The following is a 12,378-nucleotide window of genomic DNA, read 5'->3' on the forward strand; positions in this document are numbered from 1 at the left end:
GCCGGCGGCATCGTCAACAACGACGGCAAAGTCCGCCTCGACGACGAAACCATCGTCATCGACAACGACCCCACCAACTGCACCGGCCACATCCCCAACTGCTTCGCCTGACGGCAGGTAGGGCTGGTAGCCGGCAACGGTGACACCTGCCAACGGGGTAGTCCGCCGGCCGTCGCGGTGCGGACGGGCTGGACACCGGCCGGCCCCCTTCCGCCAGTGGCGGAAGGGGGCCGGCCGGTCGACGGCTACCTCTGGACGAAGACCGCCACGCTGCGCGCCGGAACGGTGAACGTGCCGGTGCTCGGGTCGAACGAGGCGGTGCGCAGCACCGGGTCGGCCGAGTCGCGCAGCACCGGGTGCAGCGCCACGTCCGCACCGCGCAGCCCGGTTACCCGCTGCTCCGCCGTCTGCGGGCTGGCGTTGAAGACGACGGTCACCGACTTCCACGTCCCGTCGAGCCCGTGGGCGTCGAGGGCCATGGTGAGCACGCCCGGGGTCTCGGCGGTGCCGGAGAGCGGGAAGGTCACCCGCTTCTGCACCTGTTCGGCGCTGCTCAGCCCGAACACCGGCGAGGAGCCGCGGATCCGCAGCAACTCCGCGTACCGGGCGTTCGCCAGGTCGATCGCCGTGCAGTCCGGCACCAGCTTCGGGTCGGCCAGCAGCGGCTTCGCGTACGACCACTTGTCCTGGTTGTCCGTCGCCGGCGGGAGGCCGGCGCCAAAGCCGTTGCCCCGGGCGCAGTCCCAGCGGATCTGGTTGAACCAGTCACCGGAGTTGTACGAGTTGCGGTCCAGCGACTTGGAGCGCAGCCGCTCCGAGCCGGCCGTCACGAACCCGGCCCCCTGGCCCATCACCACCGTGCTCAGCGCGAGCACCTGCATCCGGGCCCGGTCCGCCGCCGAGGTGGCCTGCGGCAGCTTGTACGCCAGCGCGTCGTAGAGGATCTCATTGTCGTGCGCGTCGACGTAGGTGACCGCCTCCCCCGGCGCGGCGGTGTAGCCGGCCGGCGAGCCGTTGTAGTCGACCTGCCCGCCGGTGACCTGCCGGCCGGACGAGTCGGTGAACCGGTAGCCGCGCAGGTTGCCGGTCAGCCCGACCTTGATCTGGTCGTGGGCGTGCAGCAGCCGGGCCTTCTGCTCGGCCGCCGACCCGTTCACCGCGTCACCGTTGGGGTCGGTGAAGAGGCCGGACGCGAAGCCCTGCACCCGCGGGTTGCCGTCGAACGGGCCGCCGCCGCGCACCGCGTCGCGGAGCCGGTCGTTGAACGTGCCGATCCCGGTGCCGGCCATGTTGGCCTGGGTGGCCTGGACGAACCGGGCGTCGTCGGCGACCTCGCCGAAGTTCCAGCCCTCGCCGTACAGCAGGATCTTTCTGCCGTCGACGCCGTCGCGGGCGACGGTGAGCCTGTCCAGCGCGGCCCGCACGGCCAGGATGTTCGCCTTCGGGTGGTGGCCCATCAGGTCGAACCGGAACCCGTCCACCTTGTACTGCTTGGCCCAGGTGACCAGGGAGTCCACCACCAGCTTGCCCATCATGGCGTGCTCGGGGGCGGTGTTGGCGCAGCAGGTGGAGTTGGCGACCGCTCCGTCGTCGAGCAGCCGGTGGTAGTAGCCGGGCACCACCTGGTCGAGCACCGACTTCGCGTCCGTGCCGGCGGCCGAGGTGTGGTTGTAGACCACGTCCATGACCACCCGCAGGCCGGCGTCGTTGACCCCGGCGACCATCTGCCGGAACTCGGTGGTGCGCTTCGCCCCGGCCGGGTCGACGGCGTAGCCGCCCTCCGGCACGGTGTAGTGCAGCGGGTCGTACCCCCAGTTGTAGCCGTCGGACTCCGCCACCGCCGCGACGCACTTCTGCTGCTCCTCCGAGTCCGGCGGCAGCTTGGCCAGGTCGCAGGCCGGCTGCTTCTGGTCGGCGCGGCGCTCGGGGATGGTGGCGAAGTCGAACACCGGCAGCAGGTGCAGGTAGTTCACGCCGGCGGCGCCGAGTGCCCTGAGGTGCCGCATGCCTGCGGTGTTCGGGTCGGTGAAGGCGAGGTAGGTGCCCCGCCGCTCGGCCGACACGGTGGTGTCGGCGATGGAGAAGTCCCGGACGGAGACCTCCTGGATCTGCGCCTTCGACGCCGACGGGGCGGCCGGCTTGCGCAGGTTCGCCCAGCCCTTCGGCGCGAGCGCCGGGTCGGCCAGGTCGACGATCTGACTGTGCGTGGAGTCAGGCGCGAGCGCCACCGAGTACGGGTCGGTAACCGAGGCGGTGACCACCTTCTGCGCGGCCGGCTGCCACGCCTCGACCCGGTACCGGTAGTACTTCCCGGTCCAGCCCCGCGCGCCGCGCACCGACCAGACTCCGGTGCGGTCGTCGCGGCGCATGGTCACCGCGCGCGGCACGGCGGTCGGGGAGTCGAACAGCTCCAACGACACGCTGCGCGCCGTGGGGGCCCAGACCGCGAGGGTGGGCGTTGCACCGGCGAAGGTCGCGCCGAGCAGCGCGCCGGTGGCGGCGCGGTAGACGTCGTCGAGCACGCCCGGGATCTGCACCCCGGTCGCGCCGAGCAGCGCACCCCGCGCGTCCCGCGCGGTCACCACGAGCTGCCCGCGCAGCGCCGCCGGCACCTTCGCCAGGTCGTCGAGGGCGAATGCCTGGTACGCCCACAGGTGCGGGTGCTTCGCGCGCTGGGCCTCGGTGAGCCCGTTGCGCCGCGCCCGCAGCGGCAGCGTGGTGTACGTCCCGGACAGCTCCCCGTCGACGACGCTCAGCCCGCCGGCCGGGGCGGCCACCAGGGCGTACGTCCGGCCGTCGGTGGCGCCGACCTGCCAGGCGACGGTGGACCGGTCGATCCACTGTGCCTTCTGTGTGGTGATGTCCAGGTCCCTGGACACCCCGGACGAGGTCGACGGCAGCAACCGGCCCGGGGTGGCGGCGAGCAGCCACACCTCCCGGCCTGCGGTGGCGAAGTCGAGGCGCTGGTCGTCCGGCAGGTCTTTGGCGTCTGCCTTGTGGATGATGTAGTTCAGCCCGGTCGCCCCGGCGGCCAGCGGCACCCGGAAGACCGCGCCGAAGGAGTCGACCCGCTCCGGCCTCAGCGGGGCGGACCAGTCGGTCGGGTTGGCCGCACCGTCCCACAGGTGCAGGCCCCAGCCGTCGTAGTCGTTGTCGGCCTTGCGCCAGTGGATGAGCGCGGTGGCCTCGTCGACCGGCGGGTCCGGCTCGCCGGTGGCTGCCTGCCGGGTCGGATAGAGCGCGGCGTCGCCCTGCTTCACCCACACCTCGCCGGTCTGCGTCACGTCGATGGTGCGGTCGTTCGCCACGTCCTTGTTCCCGTCGGAGTCCACGATCAGGAAGCCGACCGACGTCGCGCCCGGCTTCAGTTTCACCCAGGCGAACCGGCCGAAGGAGTCCTCGCCGGCGAACGGCTGCCCCTGCGGCCACTCGGTGGCGTACGCGGGGTCGATGTCGCCCCAGGCGTAGAGGCCCCAGTCGTCGTACCCGCCGGCCGGGCGCTGGTAGTGCACCACCGCCCAGTCCCGCGACGCGCCCTGCGCCGGGGTGCCGACGGTGGCGGTGGAGCGGGTGCTCGCGGTGCGCCCCCGGCCGTCGCGGACGACCGCCTTGTACTCGACCCGCGTTCCGCCGGCCAGGCCGGCCAGGTCGTGGTGCACGGTGTACGGCGCGGCGTGGGCGCTGCCCAGCAGGGTCCACTTCCCGCCGGCGACCCGGGCGGCGACGGTGACGGTGGCCAGCGGGTCGCCGGTGACCCGGGCGGTGACGGCAGCGCGGGTGGCGACCGGGACGTCCGGGGCGGGGGCGGTGATGCCGATCGACGGCTTCGCGTCGGCCTGCGGGATCGCCCGACCGGCCCGGTACACCACGGCGGACATCGCCGGCACTGTCACGGCCAGCTTGCCGTCCGCCCCGGCGGTCGCGGTCGCCGCGCCGCCGTAGATCCCGGCGAAGGTCGCGCCGGGTGACCAGGTGTCCACTTCGACGGTCTGCGCGGTGCCGGCGTTGTTGACCGCGACGACGTACTCGGTGCGCCGCTTCGGGTCGATCCGGGAGAAGGCGAAGACCCCGGCGGCGTCGGCCGCGTACCGGGTGACCTGGATGCCGTCGCGCAGCGCCGGGTGGGCCCGGCGCAGCGCGCCCAGCTCGGCGATCGTGCGGTAGAGCGGGTGCCGGGTGTCGTACTGGGCGTCGGCGTGGGTGCGGTCGGTGCCGATCAGGTCGTCGTCGAGGTAGTCGGGGACCTTGGAGGGGAACATGTCCTGACGGGCGTCCTTGTCACCGCCGGGGCCGGTGAAGCCCTGCTCGTCGCCGGAGTACACCACCGGCTGTCCCCGGGTGAGGAACATCAGCTGGTGGGCGAGCTGGTCGCGGCGCAGCTGGGTGGCGTCGTCCCCGCCCGCGGCGGCGATGAACGAGCCGATCCGGCCCATGTCGTGGTTGCCGAGGAAGGTGGTCAGCCGGTTGGCGTCGGTGTCCCGGGCGGCGTACAGGTCGTCGCGGGCGTACACGTCGGCGAGGGCCTTGGCGGAGCCGCCGGCGGCGGTGAAGCCGCGGGCGGCCTCCTGGAACGCGAAGTCGAGGGTGGCTGGCAGGCCGCCGCGCCGCACGTAGCTGGAGGTGATCTCCGGGTCGGCGCTGTAGACCTCGCCGAACATGAAGAAGTCCTTCTTTCCGGCCTTCTCGGCGGCGCGTTCGATGCCCCGGCTGAACTGCGGCCAGAACTCCAGGTTGGTGTGCTTGACGGTGTCCAGCCGGAACCCGTCGACGCCGGTGCCGCCGATCCAGTCGCCGTAGACCTTGGTCAGGCCCTCGACCACCTCGGGGCGCTCGGTCCACAGGTCGTCCAGGCCGTAGAAGTCGCCGTACTCGCTGTTCTCACCGGAGAAGGTCGAGTCGCCCCGGTTGTGGTAGAGGGTGGCGTCGTTGAGCCACGCCGGGACCTTTGCCTTCGCGTCGGCCGGGGTGTCGAAGGTCGGGGTGTACGGGAAGGAGCCCGCGTTCACCGTCGGGAAGTCCCGGCTGCCGTCGGCGTAGTTGCGGTCCTCGAACTCCCGCCCCTGCGCGTCGGTGTACGGCGCGGTCTTCTTGTCGATGTACGCGTACTTGCCCTCGGCGTACTTGATGACGTCGGCGGTGTGGTTGACGATGACGTCGAGGTACACCTTGATGCCCCGCTGGTGCGAGAGCTGGACCAGTCTCTTCAGCTCCTCATTGGTGCCGAAGTGCGGGTCGACCTGGGTGAAGTCGGTGATCCAGTACCCGTGGTACCCGGCCGAGACGTCCGCGCCGGTGCCCTGCACCGGCCGGTTCTTGAAGATCGGGGCGAGCCAGATGGCCGTGGTGCCGAGCCCCTGGATGTAGTCGAGCTTGTCGAGGACGCCCTTGAGGTCGCCGCCGTGGTAGAAGCCCTTGTCCAACGGGTCGAGGCCGGTGGCCAGCCGGTCCCCGGCGAGCCCACCGGAGTCGTTGCGCGGGTTGCCGTTGGCGAACCGGTCCGGCAGGACGAAGTAGAACTGCTCCGCGCGGGCGTCGCCGGAGCCCGCCTTCAGCAGGGCCTCGACGGAGGGTTCGGAGCGCCACTGCACCGCGCCGGCGGCGGCGAGGGGATCGGTGTCGGCGGTGCGTCCGGCGGCCCCGGCGGGCTGTTGGACGGCGACGGGGGCTCCGACGAGGGTGAGGGTGAGGGTGGAGACCAAGGCGAGCAACGCCTTACGGGACATCGGCGGGGGTTTCATCGACGGCCTTCCTCTGGTCGTGATTCGCCCGCACGCTAGCCCTTGCCGAAACATTCTGCAATGCCTTGCAAACCAAGCCGCAACAAGGCAGCTGCCTTGCAAGAAGCCGATCAGACGATGTGGACGGCCGCACCGATGGCGGGGCCGGTCAGCGTTGCGGGATGTGCACCTCGATCTCGGTGCCGAGCTGGGCGCCGGCTGCCAGGCCGAGGTCGTCGCCGCTCCAGAACCGGCCCGGGTCGTACCAGTTCGGCCGGCGGCCGGCGGGCAGCAGGCCCATCGCCTCGTAGGTCACCGCGACCACCTCGGCGCAGTACGCCGTCTCCAGCGCCCGGTCCCGCACGGCGGGCCCGCCCGTCGGTTGCCGGGTGGCGTCGTCCGGCCGCTCTCCCCGGGCGTCGTCCGGCCGCGCGACCAACCGACGCAGGCCGGGCAGCCGCACCTGCGGCACCCGGCCCTGCGCCCACCGCAGGGCGAGCTGGGCGGTGGACGGGAAGGGGGTGCCGTCGAGGCGGGCGACGGTGCGCAGCACCGCCTTCTCCATCTCCGCCTCGGCGGACGGTTCGAGCTGGCGCAGCCAGGCCCGCTGGCCGTACCGGTTGGCCCAGACGCAGACCGCGTCCCGCAGGTCGTGCAGCTGCACCCCGCGCTGGTGGGTGCCGGTCCACATGTCCCGCAACGACCGGCCCAGCTCTGCGTGCCACATCAACGGCGGCATGTCGTCCAGCACCACCGCCATGCCCACGTGGTTGACGGGGCTGTTGGTGGTGAACTGGATGGCGCGGTCGGGTGCGCTGCGGCCACGGAACACCCACACGTCACCGGTGCGGGTCAATTCCACGGCCTCGTCCAGGCCGATACTCATGCCCTCACCCCGTCGCCGCCGACGCTCTGCTCGCTCATGGGGGTCTACCCTAGGCGGATGCGGCAACGGATGCGGTGGTGGAAGGTGCTCGGGCTGGCCGGTCTCGCGGGGGTGGCCGCGACCGGGGTGGTCGTCGCCCGGGCCGAACGGCGACGGCGGGCGTACACCCCGGAGGAGATCCGGGCCCGACTGCGCGACCGGCACGCGGAGGCCAGCACCCCCGGCCCCGACTCCCCCGCCTGAGCCCTCCGACCGGCGTTGCAGACCGCAGCGCGGCTGCCGGTGATCGGCGTCGACTTCGGCGAGTACCAGCGGTTCGATGCGCTCATCCCCCACCTCCGATCACCCCGGGCGGCACGCGAGGGCTCGCCGGAGCCGCCCCGCTCAGAACGTCGTCCGCGGCTTCTCGCCCGGGTGGGAGACGAGCGGCTGGAGTGGGAGCGAAGCCAGGAAGGCCACTGCCGCCAGGCAAGTGGCCTTCCTGGCTTCGCTGGGTTGCTTGTCCGTGTCGCCGAGAGCCCCGTGGTGAAGGAGAGCGTCAGTCGACGCGGCGACGGGGGGTGGGTTGGTGTCCGGTCTGGGGGCGGTGGGCGGTTTGGGATGGGGTGTCTGGTGGTCGGGGTCACTGCGGTGGTGGAATCGGTGGGGGGTCGGGGGCGTTGTACATAGTTCACCCGGGCGAGACCGGCCCGGGGTAGCGCCCGGAACCGAAGCTCCCGTGGAATGCGGGGCCGGCCGGGGTCGTTACACCCCCCGGACAACCCGAGCAGGTCCCCCGACCGCCGGGTTCGTCCCCCCCGATCTGATCCCCCCTTCGCGGCACACAACACTGCCGCGTGTCCCCCGACCAGAGGAGCACGCTCATGCGTACCGATCTGATCCGTAGGACCGCCCTCACCGCCGGCGTTCTCGCCGCCACCGCAGGCGGCATCGCCGCCCCCGCCATCGCCGCGCAGGCCGCACCCACCACCAGCACCCCCGTCGCGTCGGTGCAGGCCGACCGTAAGGCCGGCGGGGAGCGGCAGCTCGATGTGCGGTACGAGGCTCAGCCGAATTTCTACTTCTGTGGTCCGGCCGCCGCGCGTAACGCCCTATCGGTGCAGGGTAAGGCCATCAGCGTCGACGCCATGGCCAAGGAGATGGGCACCACCGAGGACGGCACCGATTCGATCAACGACATCACCCCCGTCCTGAACAAGGAGACCGGCAAGACTGACGCGTACCGCAGCGTCGAGATCAAGAGCAGCAAGGCCGACGACGGTCAGACCGACAAGCTGCGCGCCGACGTTGTGCGCACCGTCGACAACGGCCGGGCCGTCGTCGCCAACATCGCCGGCACCACTTCCGACATCGACGGCGCCGTCCACTCGTTCGAGGGTGGCCACTACATCAGCGTCGTCGGCTACCGCGACAACGGTGGCATCGTGAAGATCGCCGACTCCGCCAACCCCGACCAGGCCAGCTACGAGATCACTGTCGACAACCTCGCCGACTGGATCGCCACCCGCGGCTACGCCGCCTCCTGACCCGACAACGACAAGGGCCGGCCCTCACCGGGGCCGGCCCTTTCGTCGTACGAGGGGGACGTGGCCCCGGTCCAGGAGGGTCAGCGGTCGGTGCCCGCGCGGACCGGCTCGGCGGCGGCGTCCGCATCGGCCGGCCCCACCGGCTCCAGCCGCCGGGCCCGCCGCCGCAGCCACCAGGTGCTGCCCAGGCCGGCGAGGACCGCGAGGACCAGCCCGGCCCAGGAGATGTCCTTGAGCCAGTGCTCGGCGGCCCGGCCGACGCTGTACAGCAGGTAGGTGGTGCCGAAGGCCCAGACCAGGCCGCCGGCCGCGTTGGCCAGCAGGAACCGGCGGTACGGCACGTGCAGCGCACCGGCCAGGGGGCCGGCGAGGATCCGCAGCAGCGCCACGAACCGGCCGAAGAAGACCGCCCACACCCCGTGCCGGGCGAAGCTCTGCTCGGCGCGGGCGAGGTGTGCGGGGCCGAGGTGTTTGGGGAAGCGTCGGCCCAGCCGGGCCAGCAGCGGACGGCCGCCCCGGCGACCCACCGCGTACCCGATCGAGTCGCCCGCGATGGCGCCGAAGGCCGCGGCGGTGGCCACCCACTCCGGCTCCACCACACCGGTGGCCGCGAGCAGGGCGGAGCTGACCAGGACGATCTCGCCGGGCAGCGGGACGCCCATGCTCTCCACGCCGATCACCCCGGCGACGATCAGGTAGACCGCGACCGGGGGCAGCGCGGACAGCCAGTGCGACACATCGATCACGGCCCCCCCCTCTCAGGTCCGGGCCTCGAACCCTACCCGCGCCGCCGGGGCACCGCGCCCCCTCTCCGCCGGCACCACCCACTCGGGCGGCCCGGCGGCTGGTCAGAGCGGGGTGACGAACTCCAGACGGTTGCCGTGGGCGTCCTCGGTGTGGAAGCGCCGCATCCCGGGCAGCTCGTCCTCGCCGCCCCAGTCGACCGGGTGGCCGGCGGCGGCCAGCCGGGCGGCGAGGTCGTCGAGGTCGGGGCGGAGCAGGGCGACGTGGGCCTTGCGGGCGGGGCGGAAGTCGTCGGCGACGCCGAGGTGCAGCTCGGCGCCGTACCCGGTGAACCAGCAACCACCGCGGGCGGCGAGAACCGGGGGTTTGGGCTTCTCGGTCATGCCGAGCAGCCCGTCATAGAACGCCCGGGAAGCGGCCTCGGAGCCGGGTGGGCAGGCGAGCAGAACGTGATGGATCATGGCGGGACTCCTCGTCCCGGAGCCTGGCACGAGGTTGCGCCGATAGCAAGACGGACGTACGGTTTTGTAGGAAACGGGAATCACGGTAAGTGTCACCTAACCGGGGCGTCGTCCCGGCCGGTGCGACAGACTGCTCAGGACTACTCACGGTCGCTGGTGTGAAGGAGTACGACGTGGCGAGCCTCGACACCTTCGGTGCGAAGACCCAGCTACGCGTCGGAGACGCGAGCTACGAGATTTTCAAGATCAGTAAGGTGGAGGGGCAGGAGCGGCTGCCATACAGCCTCAAGATTCTGCTGGAGAACCTGCTGCGGACCGAGGACGGCGCGAACATCACCGCTGACCACATCCGCCAGCTCGGTGCCTGGGAGGCGACCGCCGTCCCGAGCGTGGAGATCCAGTTCACCCCGGCGCGGGTGCTCATGCAGGACTTCACCGGCGTGCCCTGCGTGGTCGACCTGGCCACTATGCGCGAGGCGGTCCGCCACCTCGGCGGCGACGCCACCAAGGTCAACCCACTCGCCCCGGCCGAGCTGGTCATCGACCACTCGGTGATCGCCGATCTGTTCGGCCGTGCGGACGCCTTCGAGCGCAACGTCGAGCTGGAGTACGAGCGCAACAAGGAGCGCTACCAGTTCCTGCGCTGGGGCCAGAGCGCGTTCAACGAGTTCAAGGTCGTCCCGCCGGGCACCGGTATCGTGCACCAGGTCAACATCGAGTACCTGGCCCGCACGATCATGGAACGCGAAGGACAGGCGTACCCGGACACCGTCGTCGGCACCGACTCACACACCACCATGGTCAACGGCCTGGGCGTGCTGGGCTGGGGCGTCGGCGGCATCGAGGCCGAGGCCGCGATGCTCGGCCAGCCGGTCAGCATGCTGATCCCCCGGGTCGTCGGCTTCAAGCTGCACGGCGAGATGCCGGCCGGCACCACCGCCACCGACCTGGTGCTCACCATCACCGAGATGCTGCGCAAGCACGGAGTGGTCGGCAAGTTCGTCGAGTTCTACGGCCCCGGCGTGGGCGCGGTGCCGCTGGCCAACCGGGCCACCATCGGCAACATGTCCCCGGAGTACGGCTCCACCGTCGCGATCTTCCCGATCGACGCCGAGACCATCCGCTACCTGGAGCTGACCGGCCGCGACTCCCAGCAGGTGGCGCTCGTCGAGGCGTACGCCAAGGAGCAGGGCCTCTGGCACGACCCGGCCGCCGAGCCGGAGTACTCCGAGCGCCTGGAGCTCGATCTGGGCACCATCGAGCCGTCCCTGGCCGGCCCGAAGCGCCCGCAGGACCGGGTGCCGCTGGGCAGCGCCAAGACGCTGTTCCGCGCCGCGCTGACCGACTACGTGGCCGACGACTCCGCCGTCAAGCGTGACCTCAAGCCGGGCGTCGCCCGCGAGCAGCTCCCCGTGGGCGCCAACGGCCCGGCCGACGAGGCCAGCGCCGAGTCCTTCCCGGCCAGCGACCCGCCGGCCAACGACTTCAGCGACCCGGCCGACGAGCCGCGCGACCTGGCGACCGCGGCCATGGGCTCCGGGGGCCGGGCCAGCAACCCCGTCCAGGTCACCGGCGCCGACGGCGTCTCCTACGAGCTGGACCACGGCGCCGTCGTGATCGCGGCGATCACCTCCTGCACCAACACCTCCAACCCGCAGGTGATGATCGGCGCGGCGCTGCTGGCCCGCAACGCCGTCGACAAGGGCCTGAACCGCAAGCCGTGGGTGAAGACCACCCTGGCACCGGGCTCCAAGGTCGTCATGGACTACTACGAGCGCGCCGGCCTCACGCCCTACCTGGACAAGCTCGGCTTCAACCTGGTCGGCTACGGCTGCACCACCTGCATCGGCAACTCCGGCCCGCTGCCGGAGGAGGTCTCCACCGCCGTCAACTCCGGCGACCTCGCCGTGGTCTCGGTGCTGTCGGGCAACCGGAACTTCGAGGGCCGGATCAACCCCGACGTCAAGATGAACTACCTGGCGTCCCCGCCGCTGGTGGTGGCGTACGCGCTCGCCGGCACGATGGACATCGACCTGGCCAACGAGCCCCTCGGCGAGGACGCCCAGGGCCAGCCCGTGTTCCTGCGTGACATCTGGCCGAACAGCGCCGAGATCCAGGACGTCATCGCCCAGGCGATCGGCGCCACCGGGTTCAGCGCCGCGTACGCCGACGTCTTCGCCGGCGACGAGCGGTGGCAGTCACTGCCCACCCCGACCGGCGACACCTTCGCCTGGGAGAACGACTCCACCTACGTGCGCAAGCCCCCGTACTTCGAGGGCATGCAGCGGGACCCCGCGCCGGTTTCCGACATCGGTCCGGCTCGGGTGCTGGCCAAGCTGGGTGACTCGGTGACCACCGACCACATCTCCCCGGCCGGCTCGATCAAGGCCGACTCCCCCGCCGGGGCGTACCTCGCCGAGCACGGCGTGCCGCGCCACGAATTCAACTCGTACGGCTCCCGCCGGGGCAACCACGAGGTGATGATCCGGGGCACGTTCGCCAACATCCGGCTGCGCAACCAGCTCGTCCCGGGCGTGGAGGGCGGCTTCACGGTCAACCACCTGACCGGCGAGCAGAGCTCGATCTACGACGCCTCCACCGCGTACCAGGAGGCGGGCATTCCGCTGGTCATCCTGGCCGGCAAGGAATACGGTTCCGGCTCGTCGCGGGACTGGGCGGCCAAGGGCACCATGCTGCTCGGCGTCCGGGCGGTCATCGCCGAGTCGTACGAGCGGATCCACCGGTCGAACCTGATCGGCATGGGCGTCCTGCCGTTGCAGTTCCCGGTCGACACCACCGCCGAGTCGCTCGGCCTCACCGGCACCGAGACCTTCTCGTTCACCGGGGTGACCGCGCTGAACGACGGCGAGACCCCGCGTACCGTGAAGGTCACCACCGACACCGGCGTGGAGTTCGACGCCGTGGTCCGGATCGACACTCCCGGCGAGGCGGACTACTACCGCCACGGCGGCATCCTGCAGTACGTCCTGCGTCGCATGATCGCCAACTGACGCAACACCCGGACGACGAGGGGCCCCCTGCCA

At 71.6% G+C, this 12,378-nt stretch carries 7 protein-coding genes; 3 read left to right on the top strand and 4 right to left on the bottom strand.

Annotated features, from left to right (window positions below):
- Nucleotides 1–245: 245 nt before the first annotated feature.
- A complete protein-coding gene (pulA, locus tag SNR22_RS13555; RefSeq protein WP_320066906.1) occupies nucleotides 246–5,738 on the bottom strand; it encodes a pullulanase-type alpha-1,6-glucosidase in 5,493 nt (1,830 codons plus the stop codon).
- 148 nt (nucleotides 5,739–5,886) lie between these two features.
- Complete coding sequence (locus SNR22_RS13560; RefSeq protein WP_320066907.1) at nucleotides 5,887–6,603, bottom strand: hypothetical protein; 717 nt, start codon at nucleotides 6,601–6,603, stop codon at nucleotides 5,887–5,889.
- Nucleotides 6,604–6,660: 57 nt separating this feature from the next.
- Here SNR22_RS13560 and SNR22_RS13565 point away from each other — a divergent pair, with 57 nt between their 5' ends.
- Together SNR22_RS13565 and SNR22_RS13570 are read left to right on the top strand one after the other, a co-directional pair.
- On the top strand, nucleotides 6,661–6,846 hold the full coding sequence (locus tag SNR22_RS13565) for a hypothetical protein (RefSeq protein ID WP_320067183.1): 186 nt from the start codon (nucleotides 6,661–6,663) through the stop codon (nucleotides 6,844–6,846).
- A 620-nt stretch (nucleotides 6,847–7,466) separates the two neighbouring features.
- On the top strand, nucleotides 7,467–8,129 hold the full coding sequence (locus SNR22_RS13570; protein ID WP_320066908.1) for a C39 family peptidase: 663 nt from the start codon (nucleotides 7,467–7,469) through the stop codon (nucleotides 8,127–8,129).
- Between the two features lie 80 nt (nucleotides 8,130–8,209).
- Here SNR22_RS13570 and SNR22_RS13575 read toward each other — a convergent pair whose 3' ends face one another.
- Complete coding sequence (locus tag SNR22_RS13575; RefSeq protein ID WP_320066909.1) at nucleotides 8,210–8,875, bottom strand: DedA family protein; 666 nt, start codon at nucleotides 8,873–8,875, stop codon at nucleotides 8,210–8,212.
- Between the two features lie 102 nt (nucleotides 8,876–8,977).
- Complete coding sequence (locus SNR22_RS13580; RefSeq protein WP_320066910.1) at nucleotides 8,978–9,334, bottom strand: VOC family protein; 357 nt, start codon at nucleotides 9,332–9,334, stop codon at nucleotides 8,978–8,980.
- Nucleotides 9,335–9,492: 158 nt separating this feature from the next.
- Between SNR22_RS13580 and SNR22_RS13585 the strand changes: the two genes are divergently transcribed.
- A complete protein-coding gene (locus SNR22_RS13585; RefSeq protein WP_320066911.1) occupies nucleotides 9,493–12,345 on the top strand; it encodes an aconitate hydratase in 2,853 nt (950 codons plus the stop codon).
- The last annotated feature ends 33 nt before the right edge of the window (nucleotides 12,346–12,378 follow it).

Origin of the sequence: Micromonospora sp. RTGN7, from assembly GCF_033804645.1 — a bacterium.
Taxonomy (GTDB): domain Bacteria; phylum Actinomycetota; class Actinomycetes; order Mycobacteriales; family Micromonosporaceae; genus Micromonospora.